This window comes from Grimontia sp. THUN1695, assembly GCF_059704325.2.
Genome location: NZ_AP046576.1, coordinates 319188 through 340793, shown reverse-complemented (window position 1 = coordinate 340793; position 21606 = coordinate 319188). Strand labels below are relative to the sequence as shown.

Below are 21606 nucleotides of genomic sequence, written 5' to 3'. Positions count from 1 at the left end.
CATGGTAAACACCACACTCTCCCAACTGCACCAACTCAAACTGAGTGGCATGGCAAAAGCATTGAGCCAGCAACTCGAACAACCGGGCCAGTATCAGGACCTCTGCTTCGCTGAGCGGCTGCAACTGCTGGCCGACCAGGAAATCCATGAACGGGATAACCGTAAACAACAGCGCCTGCTCAGACAGGCCCAACTAAAACTTGCGGCAACCGCCCAGGACATCGATTATCAGCACCCGCGCGGCCTGCAAAAAAGTGTCATGACAGGGTTGCTTCAATGCGACTGGCTACAGCGGCAGCAAAACCTGTTACTGACCGGGCCATGCGGCACCGGGAAAACCTATATCGCCTGTGCGCTTGCTAACACCGCCTGCCTGAAAGGCTACACGGTGAAATACTACCGGGTGAGTCGTCTGCTCATGGAACTCACCCAGGCCAAAGCCGATGGCACTTACAGCAAGAAGCTGAAAAGCCTGGCTAAACTCAGCCTGCTCATCCTGGACGACTGGGGACTAGAACCGCTAAAAGCCGCGCAGCGCAACGACCTGATGGAGATCATGGATGACCGCCATGGCAGTAGCTCAACCCTCCTCATCAGCCAACTCCCCACCGACCAATGGTATCAATCCATCGGTGATAACACGTTGGCCGATGCCATCCTCGATCGCCTGATGCACAATGCACACCGGATAAAACTGAAAGGAGAGTCAATGAGGAAAATACTGGCGACCGTTGACGCCACTTGAACACTTAAGTTAAAAATCGGTTAGCCAACGATGCGTTGATCTGAGGTGTTCAAATAAAACCGGAATGGCTGTTCAAGTAAATCGGAATACGCACGTAATCGTGAAGGTGACGGAGAACGGTGGTTTCGTGAATACGCAAGGCTTGAGAAATCATGGCAGTACTCCAACCTTCAGAAGCAAGCAGTACCGTTTTAATACGGTCACGCACTCGACCATCACGCGTTTTATCGTGCTGGTTTTCGAGTTCATGTTTTTGCTTGTAGGTCAGAGTCACTTTCATGGGGCGTAGCATGATCCTCATACCGATGAAAATCAAGCATCTTCAATGATCACGGGTATATACCGTCGTATTCCTTGCAAAGGCGCTCTTTTTCCCGCTTAGTTAGCCGCTTTATTTTCCACTCCAGCGACATCGCCTGCTGTTTTGTTCCTGCTTCGTACGACCAGGCTAATATAAGGGGTTGCTTACCTCTCAAATACTTAGCAGTTTTCATGCCATTCTGTTGGTGCTCATTAAGCCGACGGGCAACATCTGTGGTAACACCACAATACAAAGAATTATCGCGTGCGCGAATAAGGTAAACAAACCAAGGCGAGTCAGATCCTGGTATGTCGCTGGATAGCATTAAGCTCATGACAAAGGAATGCCTGGTTTCAACTCACAGATCCTGATTATCCATCAGCCGGTTGACCAGTGCTTTCAGTTCAGCTACTTCATGCTCAAGGGCTTCAACACGTATAGCCAGCGAATGGTCACTGCTTTCTGATGGGGTTGATGTGATTGGCTGCATGTTTGGTACTTCACTACCAAACAAGTGGATATACCGGCTTTCACGTTTACCCGGTTCACGTGGCAATTGGGCAACATGCCCTTTTTCGACTAATTGACCTAATACAAATTCTACTTGCTGTACATCAGAGAATTCGCAAAGGCGGTTAGTGCGGGTACGCAGTTCACCCGGTGTTTGTGGGCCACGGAGCAACAACACGCAAACAATGCCCTTTTCCTGTTTGGAAAGTTGCAATGACCCAAATTCGGTATTGCAAAAACGATGTTGATACTTAGTCACACGACTGCCAAACCCTTCCAGATCGCTGACAAGGCGTTTAGATTTCAATGATTCGACAACATCAAGCACTTCAGCTTCCGTCAGCGAATACACCGGATCGCGGTTGCTTTTTTGGTTTGCGGCAGTTGTCAGGCTGTTGAGCGTTAACGGGTAGAGATCTGGCGTGGTGACTTCCTTCTCTAATAAACAGCCAACCACACGCATTTCGTACGGAGTGAGTTCAATTGCCATATTTTGATACCTTAGATGGATCCCATGCAGCGGTTTATATCAACCAACGCTTTCTACAGCAACTTAACCAGTGACTATTTGACGGTTCCGTGATGTAACTGCCCGATGTTCCGCCAATCGATCTAGCAAAATGTGCACAACGCACAAGCCCGTCTTACAAATGTGATTTTGACTCAACAAAAAAAGATTCTGTCACGATACTTATCAGTTTTCCTATACTCTCTCATATATGTTGCTGTTTTACGTTGTAAACAAGGGCGTCACTATCCTTATTTGGCGCTGAAAGGAGAGTGAAAATGGGTATGTTTGGAAAGAAAACTGCATCTAGCCCATGTCTATCATTGATTGCGAAAGAGTGCCGCATTGTTGGCGAATTCGATCTGCAAGGTGACATCCAATTTGACGGCCAAGGGGAAGGCTCAGTCATTAACGCACGAAATGTTGTTATCTCCTCTACTGGCCACTTTAGCGGGGATATCCGCGCAGATCACATCACCATCAACGGCCTTGTTGAAGGCACTTGTACAGCCCGTGAAGTCAATATCCTTAGCTGCGGAAAAATGAAAGGCGTGATCCACAGTGAGCAACTCACCATTGCAAAAGGCGGGTGCTTGATGGGTGAAAACAAACTGAAGGAAGAGCTGTCCCTAAAAGTGGTGAATGACAAGCCTTCCACACAGGCAAAACCCGCCCCTGCCCCTGAAGTAAAGAAAAACACTGCATCCGACTAAACCGCGCGTACGCGTAATTGATCAACAGTTGAAATCGCGGATCGCTTTCAACTGTTGACTTCATCCCCCAGCCCTATACGATGCGCGAAAATATGTTATTTCGGAAGTATCAAGATGTCTGAACATGCAAACCAAGCAGAAGAAACCGTGAAACTGGAAAACCTATCTCCAGAGCTCCAGCAAGTTATTAACTATGAACAAGTTCCTGCTGAACTGTTCACCATGCTGGCTTCCATCCATGAAGCATCAGAAAGTGTTATCCGTGAAGCTTGGGATGCCATGCCTGCCAGCGCACAAAACATTCTGGACAACTTCGAGCAATTCCATGCGCTGGTTAGCCTGAGCCAAAGCTACGCTGGCCTTGATTTCATGCAAGAGACTCAGGACATGAAATTCGACGACATGGATGACGAGCAAACACAAGAGTATAAGGCCATTTTACTGGATAAGCTGCTGCACAATTGCGTAAAAGATCTGGTGAAACAACTGAAGCAAGCCCGCTTAAAGCCTGCAATAAAGCGCGAATTCCGCGAAATTTTCACTCAATATACCCGTGATCATTGAAGATGCTTGATTTTCATCGGTATGAGGATCATGCTACGCCCCATGAAAGTGACTCTGACCTACAAGCAAAAACATGAACTCGAAAACCAGCACGATAAAACGCGTGATGGTCGAGTGCGTGACCGTATTAAAGCGGTACTGCTTGCTTCTGAAGGTTGGAGTACTGCCATGATTTCTCAAGCCTTGCGTATTCACGAAACCACCGTTCTCCGTCACCTTCACGATTACGCGCAGTCCGAGAAACTCAAACCTGAAAATGGTGGGTCCAGCAGTCGCTTATCGGCTTCACAGACGATGGCGCTCATCGAGCACTTAACAGAGGTGACCTATCACCATACTCACCAGATTGTTGCCTATGCTCTGGCGCAATTCGGCGTCTGCTATACCGTCGCTGGCATGAACAAGTGGCTGCATCACCACGGTTTTAGCTATAAAAAGCCTAAAGGTGTCCCTCACAGGTTTGATGAGGCTAAACAGCAAGAATTTGTCGAAGCCTACAAGGCACTTAAGTCGAGCTGCGGCAAAGAGGAAACTATCCTGTTCATGGATGCGGTTCATCCCACTCAGGCCACCAAACTCTCTCATGGCTGGATACGTACTGGGCAGGACAAAGCGATTGAAACCACGGGAAGCCGCAGTCGCCTCAACATAGTGGGTGCATTAAATCTCTCTGAGATTGGCCGCACTGTTATCGATAATTACGAGAGCATCAACAGCGAAAACATCGTTAGGTTTTTGTGCAAGCTGAGAGAAAGCTACCCACTGACGCATAAGCTCCACCTCATTCTGGATGGTGCAGGGTATCACCGAAGCGACTTAGTAAAAGACGCCGCCTTTGTGCTGAATATCGAGCTTCACTATTTACCGCCCTACAGTCCCAACCTCAATCCGATAGAACGGCTTTGGAAAGTGATGAACGAGCAGGTAAGGAACAATGTCTACTTCAAAAGTAAACGGGATTTTGAAGCGGCTATTGGCCGATTTTTCACTGTGATCCTTCCACAAATCGCAGGCTCTTTAGCGTCTCGTATAAATGATAATTTTCAAGTGCTCAATCCTGCATCTTCAAGTTGAATGGGTATACAGGTCTTATTAAACGACAGAATTTAGAGTGGGTATAAACCATGGCACTTAAAGCAACGGTGTACAAAGCTTCCATTAATGTCGCAGACATGTCGAGAAATGTATATCTTGACCACGCTGTGACGCTGGCGCAGCACCCGTCAGAAACCGAACAACGTATGATGCTTCGCCTGCTGGCATGGACCATGTATGCCGATGAGCGTCTGCAATTCACGAAAGGTCTTTGTGAAGACTCAGAACCTGAACTTTGGATTAAAAACTACAGCGACGAAATTGAACTTTGGGTAGAACTGGGACTGCCAGATGAAAAACGCTTGAAGAAAGCCTGCACCCAAGCGAAGGAAGTGGTGTTGTTCACGTATGGTGACAATGCTGCCAGTGTGTGGAAATCGCAAATGCTCAACAAGCTGTTTCCATTCAGGAATCTGACCGTGATTAATATCATGGATGAAATCTTGGATGTTGCAGCAGCTGCAAGTAGCCGGAATATGACCATTCAGTCAACCATCGAAGATGGCCAGATTTGGTTTTCGGTTGGGAATTCAGTGATTGCCATCCAGCCGGACGTGTGGAAAACCGCAGCAGCATAAATTGCTTTGCATTTTGCGTATGAAAATGCAGGCAAATCATGGGTGGGTAATATCAAGATGCCGGGTACAGACGCCCGGCTCTTTGCTTTTTCAGCTCAGTCATCAATTGTTCGGCGGTCATTGGCGGGTAGTAGTAATGACCTTGGGCGAAGTTACACCCTATGTTTCTAAGTAGTTCCTGTTGGTCGATGGTTTCAATACCCTCTGCAACAACTTTCAATTGCAGCAGGTTTGCCATGCTCACCACTGCCTGACATATTACCAAATCGTCTTTTGAACGAGGCAGCTCTTTAATAAAGCCGCGATCAATCTTGACTGTGTTCACTGGGAAGTGCTTGAGGTAGGCGAGGGATGAATAACCGGTGCCAAAATCATCAATCGCCAGACTGATCCCTGATGCGGTTAAACGATTCAGAATATGTTGGTTACGCTCCAGGTTTTCTATGAACACTTGCTCGGTGAGTTCAATTTGCACACGCGTTGGTGGAATATCGTAATGGTTGATGGCGCGGATAACGTAATCAGCCAGATAGCCATCCTGGAATTCATGTCCGGAGACATTGATAGCAATACATTTTGGTGCACAACGTTCATCCAGCATATGTGAAAAATGTCGGAGTGCGGTATCGATCACCCAGTGGCCCAGTCGTTGCATCAAGCCGGTTTCTTCGGCAGTTTTAATAATGATGCCGGGACTGATGGCTGCACCGTTTTGGGATTCCCATCGGACCAGTGCTTCAACGCCTACAATTTGGCGGGTACGGAGATCGACCTGAGGCTGGAAATAGAGTTCCAGCTCATCGTTATTGATCGCGTTGCGAATGGCGCGTTCTAAGTCTTTTTTGTGATTGAGTTGATCTTGCATGGTTTGATTGTATGCCACTACTTTACGGTTACCCAAGACGCGGGCCTTGTTGGCGGCAGTATCCGCATGGCGTATCAAGTGTTCTGCACGCAGATCATTGCTGTAGCGATAGGCGATACCAATTGCACAGGTCGTGAGGATATCGTTATCTTCGATAAAAAATTCTTCTTCTAGGCACATGCGCAGTTGGTTTGCGTGCATTTCTGCTTCCAGTTGTGACATGCCCGCGCAGGCAACCATAAATTGATCATGACTTGTTCGAGCCAAAACTGCATGGGGTGGTAGCACGGTTTTGAACCGTTTGGCTGATTCACTGATCAATTGGTCTGCTACGAGATGACTATACATATCATTGATCTCGCGGAGTTTATCTAGCGTCACACACATCAGGACGATGTCATGCTCAGATGTGAGTATCCGGTTGAGGTAAGACTCCATTGCGAAACGGTTTGGTAGATGTGTTAGAGGATCATGGTTTGCGGTAAATTGCAATTGTGCTTCGATTTCACGCCGTTGGTTAATCTCTTTTTTCAGTTTGTAAACAGTTTCAGACTCGGCCCGTCGCCAGATGATGTTAACTTCCAGAAGATATAGAGAAATAGCGGTAAGTACCGTGACAATCAGGCCAGCAAAAAATATCAGCATGGGGAGGGAAAAGTAGGTTTGATATAACTCAGGCCGCTGCCAAACCGTCAGTTGCCACACCCCTTTCAATGCTGATACTTCCACGGTATCCATGATGGCATTGCTAACGTCAGGCAATTCCCCCCAAAATGGCCGTGTACCATCGCTAAGTACTACCTGTTGATCTGCACTGAGAAATTCTACTGTAATCGCTTCCAGCATACGCTTGATGTTGTAGCTTGCGCCCAGATAGCCTGCGATACGATCATCAAAATAGACAGGATGAAGCATTTCTATCGACAAGTTTCCATCTGGTAACGTCCTGACGCTGGACGTGGAAAGATTGGAAAGTACCGGCATGTTGTTGAGCCTGGTTGAGATGGCAATTTGCCAACCACTTTCTAAACGAATGGGTTGAAATGAATTCGGTGCAGTCCGCACCACTTCTTGGTTGAGATCTTGCCAATAAATGCCGTTAAAAAAAGGCTGGGTACGGTCTATCCCATCAGTGGCATTTTGCCAGACTTGTTGATTGATTCTTCCTTTATTCTGGAGGTTGTTTGCCAGCCCAACGAGAAAATAGGCTTCTTTTTGCAAATTGACTTCAATGGCGCGCTGAACCCGGTTGACTTCTATGTTGAGCATTTGATCCTGAAGCTCCAACTGGCGAGTCAGTGCACTCCGATACAAGATGAACGTGGAAATCAGTATTGCCATACATACCAGAGCGATCCCCACCAAAGATTTGAACCTTGGTGTATTTAAATCGTGATGGGATGGGCTTTCGGAATATGGCGGTTCAATAGGCAATACAAACCCTTAATAATGAGTCAGGTGATCCTAAAAAAGTTTAAGTCATATGCGACAGATCGCAATGTCAAACAAAATAAATTTACTGCAAATTCAAAATGTCCTGTTCGTCAGTAAGGTAAACCATCTGGGACCGTGTTTAAAACACTGACAGGAAACTCTGAGGAGAGAAAAAGAGCCGAGACGCTTTTCAACGTAGGCTGTGTTGAATGATGAAGTGTGTGAGACAGGGTGTGGTAGATGAACCATAGAGACTAACTAATTTGAAATAGTCTCGTATTCTCACAAATACTCTATTGCCAATTGTCCTATCCTTAAACCAATGATTAGGGATACAACAGGAGCCCAGGTGGATTGGCTCACTAAACACGTTAACGCGCTGACAATTATACTGGTTTCCGTTCTTTTTGCGTATTTATCGCAGTTCGTGGTTTCGAATTGGTTAGTTGAGAAAAAGATCAAGGAAGATGTTTCTGCGCTTTCTGAATTTTACTCGAAACTTTACCGGCAGAGCTTTAGTGCTATGCGAAAGCTCGACAGCAAACTGCTCTACCTTTGCGATGATAATGACATTGAACTGATGAACCAGGCAAAAGAGAACAATCTCTTTATTGAATACGTTGATTTGTACCTGAGTAATGATGAGTCCTGCTCTGTCTATAACAATCAGCAGACAGACCGGGAGCTGCTGGCATTTCAGCCCCAGAACGGGATTGAGTTCAATGCAATATCACTGATATTGAGCGATAACCAGTTCATAGAAATGCGTTTCCATAATGAGAAAGGACTACTGCGTTTTATTTTCCAGCAACCTCGCAATTTCCTCTCTAACTGCGACAAATGCTTTTACGTGGTGGCGAAGGTCAATGGGCGCGAGACATCTCTGTATCAGACAAACGGGAAACTATATCGTCAGATCTATAATAGTGAAATGAACGGTAACATCACTGTCCGCATCTATATCAATCAGGATGGGGTTGAGTATCTGGTGAACAATCTCGTTGTGTTGTTTTCGACACTGGTGGTGTTGTTTGGTGTGCTGGTTGCAGTGGGGGTTGAGCTCAGCAAATCTTCGCGAAAAGGGTTAACGGGACTGTTGGATGAAGCCATTGAGTCCAATGCGCTGAAGCCTTTTTACCAACCCATCGTGATGCCAGATGGAAAAGGTTACAAGATTGTTGGTGCAGAAGTATTGGTTCGTTGGCAGGCCAGTGATGGCGAATTTATTCCGCCGGATACCTTTATCCCGTTGGCTGAACAAAATGGCACCATAGATAGGATCACCGATCAGCTGATAGACAATGTTCTTCACCACGTAAAAGCGTTGGACGTGCCGGACGGTTTCTTTGTCAGCATTAATGTGTCGCCAAGCTATCTGGAAAAAATAGATACTGCAGACAAAATTCTCAGTAAAATCGCAGACGCCAGTCTTGACCCACACTTGCTTTCGTTGGAAATCACCGAGCGGACCAAGTTCGGTGATTTGAATAAAGCAGCCGTTTGCATTGAAGCTCTCACTGAACAGGGGATCTCGATCAAGTTAGATGATTGTGGCACGGGATACGGTGCTTTTTCTTACCTGCATGTGCTTAATATCGACACGATAAAAATCGATCGCATGTTTGTAGACGGAATTGGTATGGAAGACTTCAAAAACACCATTCTGGACTCGATCCTTGCGTTTGCCAGGGAATCGAAGTTGCGCGTCGTAGCTGAGGGTATTGAAACCAAAGTGCAGGCAGACTATCTCATTCGATCTGGCGTCGAGATGCTCCAGGGCTCGTATTTTGGCGATCCTGTGCCATTTGATGTTTTCTGCAAATTGCTGATGGGGAAGACATGCACGCATACTCTCCATCCTCCAATACAATAATCCCCCCTTAAACTCATAGAATAATCTGCAAGATCAGATTGTTATCTTCTCGTCAATAGCACCAAGAGTGACTAAACTTGAAATATTTGGAGACAATATACGTTCATGTTTATCATCCTTGGAGAAGAGGGATGAGTAAGGAAACTCTTGGCGTAAACCTGCGTCAAAGGTTCATACTGTGTATTAGGAAGTGTTCTTTATGTTTAAATCTTTTTTTCTGGATAAACGCTGGTTCCATTGGTCAATTCTAGGGTCAGCCCTGATCCTCTATGTCACCTGGTATAAAGTAGAGCTCGATGTCCAGATCAACGAGTGGTTTGGTACGTTTTATAACCTGATCCAAAAAGCACTGGCGGAGCCGAATACCGTCTCCTTTGATGAGTTTCTCGCTGCTTGTTTAGATTTCCTTTCCATTGCCACGATATACATTGTCGTGGCCGTACTTCTAGAGTTTTTCATCCGTCACTATGTGTTTAGGTGGCGAACCGCCATGAATGATTACTATGTCTCCCACTGGAGCAAGATTCGCCATATCGAGGGGGCATCGCAACGTATTCAGGAAGACACAATGCGTTTCGCACGTATCGTTGAATCCCTAGGGGTCAGTTTCATGCGTTCTTTAATGACACTGTTTGCTTTCTTGCCGATCCTTTGGGTGCTCAGTGAAAACATTACCGAACTGCCTTGGATTGGCGAAGTTTCACGCTCTTTGGTTTACATCGCGATTCTTTCAGCCTTGTTTGGTACAGTGCTGCTGGCTGTTGTCGGCATTAAGCTGCCGGGGCTGGAGTTCAAAAACCAGAAAGTTGAGGCGGCGTATCGTAAAGAACTGGTATATGGTGAAGATCACGAAGACCGCGCAACACCAGAGTCATTGAACACGTTGTTTTTCAATGTCAGACGCAACTATTTCAACCTGTATAAACATTATCTCTATTTTGACATTGCGAAATGGTCCTATTTGCAGGGTACGGTGATTGTCCCTTACATTGCACTTGGTCCTACTATTGTGTCAGGCGCCGTCACGCTGGGTATATTGCAGCAAATCATCCGGGCATTTGGGAAAGTAGAGGAATCGTTCCAGTTTCTGGTCAACTCCTGGTCAACCATTGTTGAATTGATGTCGATTTACAAGCGGCTCAAAGGGTTTGAAGAGCAGATAACGCTGGCAGCGGAACGGCCTGTTACGGCAGACTAACGTACATTTCTAAGTTCTTTATTAAAGGCTCTCCCTATACCGGGAGGGCTTTTTTGTCTCGCCATTGGCATTTTAACTTGTACGAAGAATAAAAATTGTACAAGAGTGATCCTTTTTTATGCTTAACTTGTACATACAGTAAAATCTGTATAACAAGGATTAGCATCATGAAGATTAAACTCGGCGTCAGCGCATGTGTTATCGGCGACAACGTCCGCTTCGACGGCGGGCACAAGCGTAGCCATTTTGTGGCAGAAGAACTGTCCCCGTTCGTCGAGTTTGTGCCCGTTTGTCCGGAAGTTGGGATTGGGCTACCAGTACCGCGTCCAACCATTCGTTTGCTGGATCGTGGCGAAGAGGCAGGTGTGCGTCTGGTAGAAACCAAAGACGCTGATGCCGATCACACCGAAAAGATGATCAACTTCAGCAAGAGGAAAGCTGAGCACCTTGCGGGTATGGAGCTGTGTGGCTATGTCGTATGCGCCAAATCACCAACATGTGGGATGGAGCGGGTTAAGGTTTACCGAGAAAATGGCTATGTGGCGTCAGAAAAAATCGGGGTGGGGCTCTACACCCAACAACTGATTAAGCGTATGCCGTGGCTACCAATAGAGGAAGATGGCAGGCTCAATGATCCCATCCTTCGTGAGAACTTTGTATTCCGTATTTTCGCGCTGAAGGACTTCTACGACGCGATGGCGGAGGGAGTGAGCCGTCGTGCGATTGTGGCATTTCACTCCCGTTATAAGCTGGTGTTAATGGCACATAGCCCAACAGCTTACAAAGAGCTGGGTAAGTTTGTCGCGGACATTGCCAATCATGACCTTGATGCCTTTTTTGTTGAATACCGCAGCCGTTTTATGCAGGCAATCACCCATCGGGCAACACGCAAAAATAACACCAATGTCTTGATGCACCTGCAAGGCTATTTCAAGCGCCGCCTTGACAAGCAGCAGAAAGCAGAGCTAGCGGATTTGATTCATGCCTACCGCAAAGGTGAGATGCCTTTGCTGGCACCACTAACACTGATAAATCACCATTTGAACCGAAATCCAGACCCTTATCTGCAACAGCAAAGTTACCTTAATCCCTATCCCAATAGCTTGAGGTTGCGTTATGGGCTCTGAAGAAAAACTGCTGTCAATCGGTCAGGTGTCTGAAATCACAGGCGTGAATTCCGTCACGTTACGTGCCTGGCAACGACGTTATGGGTTAATTATCCCAAAACGGACACCGAAAGGGCACCGGCTCTATACCGGGCAGGACGTACAACGTATTCAGGAGATCCTTGCGTGGTTAGACAAAGGCGTGCCTGTTGGGCAAGTGAAATCGTTATTAGGAACAGCCACTACTGATGTCTCAGACGTCCAAACACTGCCAGAATGGGACACATTAAAAAAACTGGTGGTCAATGTTGATGTGGTTGCACTTGAAGCAATGCTCTTTGAGCTCACCAAAAACTACCCCATACAGGTACTCAACACCAAACTGCTTGAGCCCCTGACTCGTTGGTTTGATAAACAAGCTTCTGATGCTGGCATCTTGTGTGCGCATATTTGGCGTGCGGCACTGAACAATGTACTGGTTCACTGTTTTCATAGGAATAAGAAAGCAAAAGGCAAGAAACGTTGCTGGATAGTGAATATTGCGTGTGAGCCAAACTACCGTTTTTACCTTAAAGCATTATTACTTCAGTCAGAAGGTTACGCTGTCACATCACTGAGTGGCATCGGCACTGGCATCACTATCCTCAGTCAGTGTTTAAAAGAGAAAGGAATTCACTGTTTGGTCATTTATTCGGACCAGGCTTTTACCCCCGTTCAGAAACGTGAACTTTTAACCATGATGGAATCTACCGAAATTGATATCGAGGTGTCAGGTGAGTGCACAAAAATACACCCAGAGTTCACCATGACAACAAGGACACTGCCCAACATCAACCCCCACAAGACAATCAGGAAGTAGCAGGATGAAGCTGGTTTGGTTCAGAAGAGATCTGAGGGCAAAAGACAATGTTGCCCTGACTGAAGCATGCAAAAACGGTGAGCCCGTCATTGCGATTTATTACGAAACGCCAGTACAGTGGAAAGCCCACGCTCTTGCGCCCATGCAGGCTGATTTAATCCAGCGCCGTCTGGTTGCGCTCCGGGAAGAGCTCGCAGCGTTGAATATCCCGTTGTTGTTCCGCTCAGTGGACAGGTACAAAGACATCAATCAGTCATTGGCACAGCTTTGCCAGCAATATCAAATTGCCGATATCTTCTGCACCCGTGATTACGAAACGGACGAAGTGGATCGTGACAACGCCATTGCCGGCATGTTAAGCCTGACGGGCACAACGCTGTACCGTTTTGATTACAAATGCATCTTTGCCCCCGGTATGGTGACCAACGGTGCAGGCAATACATACCGTGTTTTTACCCCGTTTAAAAAAGCCTGGATAACACAGGCAACCCAGCTTGATCTTTCACCTATAGGCATACCCAGTCCGGTTAAAACCGATGCATTGACCAGCGCATTGCTGCGTCAGCCTTGTCAGATAGTGTTTCGTTACCCGCAATGTGATTCGGTTGGCTGGCCGATTGATGACAGTGCCATTATCCAGCGCTTGCGTGATTTCTGTCGTTACCGGGTCGACCATTATCAAGCCACAAGGGATTTCCCTGCCATTCCGGGAACGAGCCAGCTCTCACCGTATCTGGCCATTGGTGCGCTTTCTCCCCGTCAATGTTTGGCGAGGCTGTTAGCAGAAGTACCGAATTGTATGGAAAAAGACGCCGGTGGTGCCCATGTTTGGCTTAGTGAACTGATTTGGCGTGAGTTCTATCAGCATATTGTCGCCGCCTATATAGATGTCAGTAAAGGGAAAGCATTCCAGGATTGGACAGACAACATTGAATGGAACCGGGATGAGTTGCAGTTCCAGCGCTGGAAGCAGGGTAAAACCGGTTTTCCTATCGTTGATGCGGCAATGCGGCAGCTAAATGATACCGGTTGGATGCATAACCGTTTGCGGATGATCGTCGCCAGCTTCCTGGTGAAAGATCTGCATATTGATTGGCGATGGGGTGAGCGGTACTTCATGTCCAAACTGATCGACGGCGATTTTGCCGCCAATAATGGTGGCTGGCAATGGTCTGCTTCTACAGGCACGGATGCCCAGCCTTATTTCCGCGTATTTAATCCGGCTTCTCAGAGTAAAAAGTTTGATCCGAATGTAAGGTTCATCCGTAGATGGTTGAAAGAATTGGAATCTGTGCCAGATTCAGCATTGCATGCTCCGCACATTTGGGCCGAGAAAAAGGGAATAGAACTTTCGTACCCAACCCCAATTGTGGATCACAAAACGGCAAGGATCAGCGCTATCGAAATGTTTGAGATGGCGAAAAACTACCAGAGTACACAAAGGGTCGAACCATGATTCAAACGTCCACACTGTCACAGAATGATGTACTGGAACGCTTCATCTCCGTCTATCGATCTCTGCACAAAGACAATCTTCACTCACTGGATACCATCTATAGCGAGGACGTGGTTTTTGAGGATCCCGCGCACCGTATCGAAGGTTATGACAATCTTTCCCGGTATTTTGAAGCCATGTACACCAACGTGACCGATTGTCGCTTTGATATCCACGATCATGCGGTGAATGGCGATGTGGCGTTTATCAGCTGGACCATGACCTTGTCTCATCCCAAATTGGATGGCGGCGCTCAGCGTGCGGTTCAGGGATGTTCTCGACTGGTGCTCAAGGAGGGGCGTGTCGTGATGCACCGTGATTATTTTGATCTCGGCGAGATGCTTTACGAAGCGCTGCCAGTGCTCGGTTCTGCTGTGCGTATGATCAAAAAGAAGCTGGGGCAATGAACCGGGTGCTCATCACCGGTGCGACATCAGGCATCGGCTTGCAGCTAGCCAAAGACTATGCCGCTGATGGATGGCACGTTACGGCTTGTGGCAGGAATGTCACCGGTTTGCAGTCTTGGGCTGAAAGTTGTGACAACGTCACTGTGTTAAGCTTTGATGCCACGGATAAAGAGGCGACGAGTACCGCCCTTGGACAATGCCATCAACCTTTTGATCTGATTATTCTCAATGCAGGAACCTGTGAATATATCGATAACGGCCATATCGATGTTGACCTGTTCAAGCGTGTTTTTGATATCAACCTGTTCGGTCTGCTCCATTGTATTGAAGCGCTACAAAATAACTTTAAACCAGGTACGCACCTTGCGCTGATGGGGTCGACCGCCGCGTATCTCGGCCTTCCGCGTGCTGAAGCCTACGGAGCATCAAAAGCTGCTGTTTCTTATCTTGCCCGTTCATTGTCCGTCGATCTGGAAAATAAGAAAGTAACCGTGTCACTGATTTCACCCAGATTTGTTAAAACACCATTGACAGACAAAAACGATTTTCCTATGCCCATGTTGGTGACGCCAGAAGATGCGTCAAACGCTATCCGACATGGCCTGGCAAAAAAGAAAACGGAAGTGCACTTCCCCCGTAAGTTCAGCTACTTCCTGAAATTCCTCTCTTCACTGCCAATGGCAATGCAACTCGCGCTGGTAAGAAAAATAATAAGGAAAGCATAATGAAAATGGCAATTATCGGCTCAGGTATATCCGGCCTGACGTGCGCGCACTACCTGCACAAGCAGCATGACATCACACTGTTCGAAGCCAATGACTACATCGGTGGGCACACGGCCACAGTGGATGTCGAGGTTGCCAGTGGTCAATATGCGATTGATACCGGTTTTATCGTGTTCAATAACAGGACCTATCCGAATTTCCAACGCCTGATGTCTGAGATAGGCATCAGTGGTCAGGAAACGGAGATGAGTTTCAGTGTGCACAACGATGAAAGTGGGCTGGAATATAACGGACACAGCGTAGCTTCGTTGTTTGCCCAGAAGCGCAACTTTTTTAACCCCAAATTCTACAAATTCATCGCAGAAATCCTCCGTTTTAATAAGGAAGCGCGCGAAGCTTATGCGGTGTCTACCCACGGCGATCCGTTGATCGAACAGACCTTGGGGGATTTTCTCAATCGTCGTCATTTCAGCGAGTATTTCTGCCAGAACTACATTTTGCCAATGGGGGCGGCGATTTGGTCGTCTACCCTGAGCGACATGCGCGCTTTTCCTCTGAAGTTCTTCCTGCGCTTCTTTGCCAATCATGGCCTGCTGGAAGTGGCGAACCGGCCACAGTGGTATGTGATCCCGGGTGGCTCTCGCCAATACGTACGCAAGATGGTGCCTGCCTTTGAAGACCGTGTTCGCCTCAATGCTCGCATTAAGCAGGTGACCCGTTTCCATGATCATGTGATTGTTCACAGTGAGCAGGGTGACGAGCGTTTCGATAAGGTGGTGTTTGCCTGTCACAGCGATCAGGCATTGGCACTGTTGGCCGATCCTACGAAACAGGAGCGCGATATTCTGGGGGATATTGATTATCAGGATAACGACGTTGTCTTGCATACAGACGAAAAAATGCTGCCGAAGCGAAAAGCCGCCTGGGCGAGTTGGAACTATCACCTCGGTAAAGACGAAGGACTGGAATCCCGTCCGGCAGCACTGACATACAACATGAATATCCTGCAAGGGATAACCTCTCCGGAAACCTTTTGTGTCACGTTGAACCAAACGGACAACATCGACCCTTCTAAGATCCTGAGAACGTTTGTTTACGCCCACCCGGTGTTTGACCAGAAATGTATTGCAGCCCAGCAAAAGCGCGAGCAAATCTCGGGTGTGAACAACACTTGGTTCTGTGGCGCATATTGGTACAACGGTTTCCATGAAGACGGCGTGAGAAGCGCCCTGGATGTGGTTGCTGGCATTAACAGCAATGTCGAACCTTTCCCACTTCGGAGCGCATCATGAACGCGGCATCCCAAAGTGGCCTGTTTGTTGGCAGTGTTCGCCACCGGCGATTCACACCGGTAGAACATGTGTTTTCCTACCCGATGTTTATGCCGCTGATTGACCTTGATGACGTCGATGAGCTTGCGGCGTCGGTAAAGGGGTTCAGCACCAAAAAGTGGGGCATGGCATCTTTTTACCGGCCGGACTACATGGAAGGGCGTGAAAACACGAAACAAGCTGTTCAGGATAAAGTTGTTGCCCTAACCGGGAAACGTTTCACCGGCAAAGTGCTGGCGCTTTGCCACCTGCGCTACTTCGGATTTTATTTTAGCCCGGTCAATTTTTATTACCTCTACGACGAGGAAGGAAACTGGGCCTACATGCTGGCTGAAGTAAGCAACACGCCATGGAATGAAAGGCATTATTACGCCATTCCTGCCGGGAAGCATTGGGAGAATAACAAAGCATTCCATGTCTCTCCCTTCAACCCTATTGATCAAAAATACGTTTGGAAATTGCGCCCCCTGAACAAGACCGCGTTTGTGCATTTGGAAACGCATCGTGGTGAACGTGAGTTCGATGCCACCCTTGCCATGAAAAGGAAGCCGTTTACCTCGTCTGAGCTTTCCAAACTTATCGCAAAAACGCCCGTGATGACGGTAAAAGTCGTCGTTTCGATTTACTGGCAAGCGCTTAAACTCTGGATAAAAGGCGCACCATTTTACGGTCATCCTGAACAGGCAAAGGAGAAACTATGAATTCAGCGAATATCAATACGTCTGCCTGGCCGGTAACGAGGAGAGATACCTTCGCAAGAAGCATGATCATGTCAACGTTTGGGCATATGCAAGATGCGGCGTTGACGCTGGTCGATTTTGACGGGCAAACCCAAAAACTTGGCGATGCCGATGCATGGTTGCACGCAGAAGTGATTGTTCGTCATCCGGGCTTTTACCGGCGCATCCTGACTGGGGGCAGTATTGCTGCGGCGGAGGCGTACATTGATGGCTGGTGGGATTCACCAGATTTGACCAATGTGATCCGTGTCGTTTGCCGCAACTTACCGGCGTTGGATAGGCTGGAGAGCAAAGTGGGATGGATTGCCAGTATCGCCACCAGGTTCGCGCACTGGAAAAAACGCAATACCAAAGAAAATTCCAAATCTAATATCTCTGCCCATTACGATTTAGGCAATGACCTGTACGAACGTTTTCTCGATCAGGAAATGCTCTATTCCAGTGGTATTTACGAAAGTGATACTGACACGCTGGAACGTGCACAGTTTCAGAAAATGGATCGCCTTTGTCAGCAGCTTCAACTGAAACCGACCGACCACCTGATTGAAATCGGCACAGGATGGGGGGGAATGGCAATCCATGCTGCGAAACACTATGGCTGTAAGGTGACAACCACCACCATTTCCAATGAGCAGTATGAGTGGGCAAAAAGCCGCATTGAACAGGAAGGGCTAAGCGACAGGATCACCTTGCTAAAGAAAGACTACCGCGATCTGGAAGGGCAATACGACAAGCTGGTTTCAATTGAAATGATTGAGGCGGTGGGCAAACAGTTCCTGACCACGTATATCAAGAAATGCGAATCGCTGCTTAAACCTAATGGTTTAATGGCTATTCAGGCGATCACCATTGCCGACCAGCGTTATGAGCGCTACAGCAATAACGTGGACTTTATCCAGAAGCACATCTTTCCCGGTGGTTTTCTGCCGTCAGTCAGCATCCTTCTTGACCAGTTCACCCGTCAAAGCGATCTGGTCGTGCGCGATCTGAAAGATATCGGGTTGGATTACGCCAAAACCCTCCAGCAATGGCACCAACGCTTTAATGACAACCTGAATGAGTTGGCTGAACTGGGTTATGACGAACGGTTTGCCCGCCTGTGGCGTTACTACTTCTGTTATTGCGAAGGGGGATTCCGCGAACGCACTATCAGTACCGTACAGCTGCTGTTAAGCCGCCCTGACTGGCGCGAATAAACCAGAAAAAAGGAGGCAAGTATGCGGATTGTTATCGTGTCGCTGGCATTCAATGTGTACTGGTTTGCCGCTGTCCTTGGGCAGAACGACTTGCTTCCTTTTCTGGTGATCGTGCTGTTGGTTTCGGTGTTTATTGATCGGGGCGTGGTGAAAGCTGTTCCTATTATCACCCTGATCGGTGTTTTGGGTGACAGCGTACTGACCTATGCCCAGGTGCTGAATTTCAACACACCACATATTCCTTTGTGGCTGGGCATGTTATGGGCGGGCTTTGCTGCCTTTATCTGGATGGTGAGAGACTGGTTGTTTGGCAAGCCGTTATGGCTGCTTATCAGTGTGGGTACAGTCGGTGGTGCAATGAGCTACCTCGGCGGGGAAAAACTGGGCGGCGTGACATTTTCACTGCCTTTAACCACCACAGTGGCAGTATTGGCTGTCGCCTGGTTTCTCTACACCACCATTTTCTTATCTCTACTCAAACGCCTTTCGCGACAGGGGGAGACATGCGAAACCACCACACAACAAATCACGAAAACGTCGCTGACAGAAAAAGACTAGGGTTGGGTTTACTGGCAAGCCTGTTTCTTGTCTTTACGTGGCTGTCTTTGCCGGCGATGGCGACGACAAACCAGATAGACACAAATGATGACTGGGTCTGGTGGAAACCTGTCGGTAAAGCCTCACTGACCTGGGGATTCTGGAAAATTTACGACAGCGAGCTGAGAACGCCCAGCGGCAAATTTGAGCCCGCATCTGGCGATCCTTTCGCTTTGGTCATTGCATACAGCCGAGATATCGACGCCGAAGATTTGCTGGAAGCGACCGTTGAACAGTGGGAGCACCTTGGCTTTACAGGGAGCCAGATTCAAAACTGGCTGCCTCAGATGTCTGGTATATGGCCAGATGTCAGGGAAGGAGACCGTTTAATCTATGTTTTATCGAATGACAGAGGACGGTTTTTTTACCAGCCCCTGCAAGGTAACGCACAGCCTACTGGCGCTCTTGATAACGCAGACATCGCCAATGCGTTTTCTGCTATCTGGTTGTCACCGGCTACCGCCTATCCGTCGCTTCGTCTGGCGTTAATTGGAGGAAAGCCTGAGTGAAAAAAATCATTTACCTATACGTTCTATTCCTGGCGCTGGTTGGTTGTTCTGCGTCACTGGAAGAGTATGAATCCAGTACACCGGCGTTTAATCTTTTTGACTATTTTGAAGGGGAAACCCTTGCCTGGGGGATGGTGCAGGATTACACCGGGAAACAAACCCGGCGTTTTAACGTCAGTATTGTCGGCACGGTTGAGGGCAACCAAATCACGCTGGATGAAGATTTCCTGTTTGATGACGGTGAAACGCAAAAGCGAATCTGGACGATCACCCGCCTTGAAGATGGCAGTTATGAAGGCACCGCCGGGGATGTCGTTGGAATTGCAAAAGGCCGGGAGTCCGGCAATGCGTTGAACTGGGTTTACGATCTCAGCGTGCCAGTTGGCGACAGTATCTATGTGCTTACTCTGGATGACTGGTTGTATCGTCAGGATGAAAAACGTGCTTTCAACCTGACGTCCATGAAGAAGTTTGGTGTCGAAGTTGGCAAGATTTCCATTTTCTTTGAAAAGCAGGATTAACCTGAACCGCGCGCCATACTGACCACCCGCTGTACAATCCATCGCAGGAGCAGCGGGATGTCTTCTTCCAGATGCTGCTCTGTGTATTCAATGATCGCCAGTGCGGCATCTGGCTTGGCATATTTTTTCAGCGCACAGGCAATGATTTTCTTGGGGGAAACATGGGTGTTTTCTTCGATATTTGCCATTTGACGGAACAGGGGCTCGTATCCGTGGGCGAACAGGTAATGCTCAATATCCCGCTCTGGAAGCACCGTTAGCCGGTGTTTTTCTTTTTCGCCACCCAATCTGCTGCGGACGGTATGTGCATATTTTTGCCCCGCCCAGTCACCATCAGTAATCACATGCCACTCAATGCCAAGGGCAATGGCGAGCTTGATTAGAGGTTTTAACCCACTTTGCGCGAATTCAATCATCTGGACACCTTCTGCGCTCAAGTCGTACCCCTGTATCCGGGCCATTTCATTGAACAACCAGACTTCGGTTTCACCTTCTACCAGCAGCCAACAGCGGGCAAACAAGGCGCTGGGGCGATGGAAGCGGACATGAAAGGAAACGCGACGCTCTTCATCCTTACTTAACCTGCCAACAGGCACTTGGTGGGATTCAGTGTGTGCTGCCCCGCGCTCCAAACGCCGGATGCTGGTCAGTGGCACAGCTGACAGCAAATCACCGCTGTTGGTAGTGAGGATTTTCTGCATTGGCATAATGCTGATCAGCCGCCAGGCCTGATTGAGCAGTGTTGGGTGTAGTCGGCCTTCTGGATCTTCAAAGATCACGATAGGACGTGCGTTTGCTTTTAACTGTTTTGGGCCGCGGGCACGTACAAAGGTACTGAGCAATCCCATCAGCAAAAGGCGGCTGTGGTTGGAGGTATTGCTTGCTACCAGTTCCAGAGGGTGCACGTAATTGGCGCGCATGTTTAGGTGTCTGGAGGGTTCGATTTCTGAAGGTGAGCGGTTGTGACTGTTAAACGCAAAATAGTGATCGAGCAAAGTGCGCATGGCTTTCAGCCCGCTGTGGATCTCCCCTTTGTTGACATGTCCAGGCTTTTGCTGAAGGCGCTTTACGGTGTTTTCGAGTCGCTTTTCCAAACGGGTTTTGTTGCCGTTCATCTCAAGCTCGTTGTCCCGTAAGCGTCGTGCATCCTGAATCCGGATGATTGGGTGTAACAACACCAGTTTTTGCGCTAACACTTCGCTTTTGTCGGTGTCGATGATGTTGCCGTTTGTATCAAGAAAATCCCGACTGACGGTGATTTTCCCTTCCTGGTACAGTGCATTAATATGGAAATCGAGCCGGCGTAACCCGTTATCACCATTACCGTTCCATACTTCATTGAATTGACGATAACGGCGGGCCCGATGTTCCCCTGCAAAGCTTTCAACCCAACGGAATATTATCTGGATTTGATTGGTTTGGGCATTGCCTAGCGTGTAATCAATATGAAAATCTGAACGTTTGAATGCGTAATGTTCACCGGAAGAGGGCAAACAGAGCGAAAGGGCATCGAGCAGTGAACTTTTACCCCAAGCATTTTCACCAATAAGGACAGTCAGCTCGTCCATACTGAGAGAAAGGCGGCGAATGCCCCTGAAACCGGAAATTTCAATGCGATCTAACTTCATACTCACCTCTATCTTAAGCCTAAGACAGATCGCTGCACTATGAGTGTACATGCATCACGAATTCACTTTCTGCCCATATTTTTCTGTTCTCAATCAGTAGATTGTGAT

Annotated in this window: 22 protein-coding genes and 1 pseudogene; 18 read left to right on the top strand and 5 right to left on the bottom strand. The window is 47.9% G+C overall.

Annotation, left to right across the window (positions count from 1 at the left end; all coding sequences use genetic code 11):
• Position 1: 1 nt before the first annotated feature.
• Positions 2 to 745: an IS21-like element helper ATPase IstB gene (gene istB / locus AC6IB1_RS01705; protein WP_497566653.1), complete on the top strand. Its 744-nt coding sequence runs from the start codon at positions 2 to 4 to the stop codon at positions 743 to 745.
• Between the two features lie 91 nt (positions 746 to 836).
• On the opposite strand, the pseudogene AC6IB1_RS01700 reads toward istB, so the two are convergent.
• From AC6IB1_RS01700 to AC6IB1_RS01690, 3 genes and pseudogenes are all read right to left on the bottom strand, one after another.
• A pseudogene (locus AC6IB1_RS01700) lies at positions 837 to 1025 on the bottom strand (helix-turn-helix domain-containing protein); the annotation flags it as partial.
• A gap of 49 nt (positions 1026 to 1074) precedes the next feature.
• Positions 1075 to 1380, bottom strand: coding sequence for a GIY-YIG nuclease family protein (locus tag AC6IB1_RS01695; RefSeq protein ID WP_497566652.1), 306 nt, complete (start codon positions 1378 to 1380; stop codon positions 1075 to 1077).
• A 24-nt stretch (positions 1381 to 1404) separates the two neighbouring features.
• Positions 1405 to 2046, bottom strand: a complete 642-nt coding sequence (locus tag AC6IB1_RS01690; protein ID WP_497566651.1) for a YceH family protein — start codon at positions 2044 to 2046, stop codon at positions 1405 to 1407.
• Positions 2047 to 2342: 296 nt separating this feature from the next.
• Between AC6IB1_RS01690 and AC6IB1_RS01685 the strand changes: the two genes are divergently transcribed.
• From AC6IB1_RS01685 to AC6IB1_RS01670, 4 genes are all read left to right on the top strand, one after another.
• Positions 2343 to 2777 (top strand): bactofilin family protein, encoded by a 435-nt coding sequence (locus AC6IB1_RS01685; protein ID WP_497566650.1) that lies wholly within the window; start codon positions 2343 to 2345, stop codon positions 2775 to 2777.
• 114 nt (positions 2778 to 2891) lie between these two features.
• Positions 2892 to 3341, top strand: coding sequence for a DUF3069 domain-containing protein (locus tag AC6IB1_RS01680; RefSeq protein ID WP_497566649.1), 450 nt, complete (start codon positions 2892 to 2894; stop codon positions 3339 to 3341).
• 42 nt (positions 3342 to 3383) lie between these two features.
• On the top strand, positions 3384 to 4415 hold the full coding sequence (locus AC6IB1_RS01675) for an IS630 family transposase (protein ID WP_497566648.1): 1032 nt from the start codon (positions 3384 to 3386) through the stop codon (positions 4413 to 4415).
• A 50-nt stretch (positions 4416 to 4465) separates the two neighbouring features.
• Positions 4466 to 5014: a YaeQ family protein gene (locus AC6IB1_RS01670; RefSeq protein ID WP_497566647.1), complete on the top strand. Its 549-nt coding sequence runs from the start codon at positions 4466 to 4468 to the stop codon at positions 5012 to 5014.
• Positions 5015 to 5066: 52 nt separating this feature from the next.
• Here the strand turns inward: AC6IB1_RS01670 and AC6IB1_RS01665 are convergent, their stop codons facing one another.
• On the bottom strand, positions 5067 to 7220 hold the full coding sequence (locus AC6IB1_RS01665) for an EAL domain-containing protein (RefSeq protein WP_497566646.1): 2154 nt from the start codon (positions 7218 to 7220) through the stop codon (positions 5067 to 5069).
• 442 nt (positions 7221 to 7662) lie between these two features.
• Between AC6IB1_RS01665 and AC6IB1_RS01660 the strand changes: the two genes are divergently transcribed.
• The 13 genes from AC6IB1_RS01660 (at position 7663) to AC6IB1_RS01600 (ending at position 19870) form a co-directional block, all read left to right on the top strand.
• A complete protein-coding gene (locus AC6IB1_RS01660) occupies positions 7663 to 9186 on the top strand; it encodes an EAL domain-containing protein (RefSeq protein WP_497566645.1) in 1524 nt (507 codons plus the stop codon).
• A gap of 199 nt (positions 9187 to 9385) precedes the next feature.
• A complete protein-coding gene (gene sbmA, locus AC6IB1_RS01655; RefSeq protein WP_497566644.1) occupies positions 9386 to 10384 on the top strand; it encodes a peptide antibiotic transporter SbmA in 999 nt (332 codons plus the stop codon).
• Between the two features lie 167 nt (positions 10385 to 10551).
• The gene (locus AC6IB1_RS01650) at positions 10552 to 11511 is read left to right on the top strand and encodes a YbgA family protein (RefSeq protein WP_497566643.1); all 960 of its coding nucleotides are present in this window, start codon (positions 10552 to 10554) and stop codon (positions 11509 to 11511) included.
• Positions 11501 to 12349 (top strand): MerR family transcriptional regulator, encoded by an 849-nt coding sequence (locus tag AC6IB1_RS01645; protein WP_497566642.1) that lies wholly within the window; start codon positions 11501 to 11503, stop codon positions 12347 to 12349. The genes AC6IB1_RS01650 and AC6IB1_RS01645 overlap by 11 nt, the downstream gene beginning before the upstream one ends.
• A 4-nt stretch (positions 12350 to 12353) precedes the next feature.
• Complete coding sequence (gene phrB / locus AC6IB1_RS01640; protein ID WP_497566641.1) at positions 12354 to 13805, top strand: deoxyribodipyrimidine photo-lyase; 1452 nt, start codon at positions 12354 to 12356, stop codon at positions 13803 to 13805.
• Entirely contained in the window at positions 13802 to 14251 is a 450-nt protein-coding gene (locus AC6IB1_RS01635; RefSeq protein ID WP_497566640.1) for a nuclear transport factor 2 family protein, read from the top strand. Before phrB ends, AC6IB1_RS01635 begins: the two co-directional genes overlap by 4 nt.
• Positions 14248 to 14976, top strand: a complete 729-nt coding sequence (locus tag AC6IB1_RS01630; protein ID WP_497566639.1) for an SDR family NAD(P)-dependent oxidoreductase — start codon at positions 14248 to 14250, stop codon at positions 14974 to 14976. Before AC6IB1_RS01635 ends, AC6IB1_RS01630 begins: the two co-directional genes overlap by 4 nt.
• Complete coding sequence (locus AC6IB1_RS01625; protein ID WP_497566638.1) at positions 14976 to 16268, top strand: NAD(P)/FAD-dependent oxidoreductase; 1293 nt, start codon at positions 14976 to 14978, stop codon at positions 16266 to 16268. Before AC6IB1_RS01630 ends, AC6IB1_RS01625 begins: the two co-directional genes overlap by 1 nt.
• Positions 16265 to 17008, top strand: coding sequence for a DUF1365 domain-containing protein (locus AC6IB1_RS01620; protein WP_497566637.1), 744 nt, complete (start codon positions 16265 to 16267; stop codon positions 17006 to 17008). Before AC6IB1_RS01625 ends, AC6IB1_RS01620 begins: the two co-directional genes overlap by 4 nt.
• Positions 17005 to 18243, top strand: coding sequence for a class I SAM-dependent methyltransferase (locus AC6IB1_RS01615; RefSeq protein WP_497566636.1), 1239 nt, complete (start codon positions 17005 to 17007; stop codon positions 18241 to 18243). The genes AC6IB1_RS01620 and AC6IB1_RS01615 overlap by 4 nt, the downstream gene beginning before the upstream one ends.
• 21 nt (positions 18244 to 18264) lie before the next feature.
• The gene (locus tag AC6IB1_RS01610) at positions 18265 to 18801 is read left to right on the top strand and encodes a DUF2878 domain-containing protein (protein ID WP_497566635.1); all 537 of its coding nucleotides are present in this window, start codon (positions 18265 to 18267) and stop codon (positions 18799 to 18801) included.
• Positions 18747 to 19349, top strand: coding sequence for a chalcone isomerase family protein (locus AC6IB1_RS01605; protein WP_497566634.1), 603 nt, complete (start codon positions 18747 to 18749; stop codon positions 19347 to 19349). The genes AC6IB1_RS01610 and AC6IB1_RS01605 overlap by 55 nt, the downstream gene beginning before the upstream one ends.
• Positions 19346 to 19870: a DUF3833 domain-containing protein gene (locus AC6IB1_RS01600; protein WP_497566633.1), complete on the top strand. Its 525-nt coding sequence runs from the start codon at positions 19346 to 19348 to the stop codon at positions 19868 to 19870. Before AC6IB1_RS01605 ends, AC6IB1_RS01600 begins: the two co-directional genes overlap by 4 nt.
• Here the strand turns inward: AC6IB1_RS01600 and AC6IB1_RS01595 are convergent.
• A complete protein-coding gene (locus tag AC6IB1_RS01595) occupies positions 19867 to 21498 on the bottom strand; it encodes a DUF2813 domain-containing protein (protein WP_497566632.1) in 1632 nt (543 codons plus the stop codon). The two genes, AC6IB1_RS01600 and AC6IB1_RS01595, sit on opposite strands and share 4 nt — an antisense overlap.
• Positions 21499 to 21606: the final 108 nt, after the last annotated feature.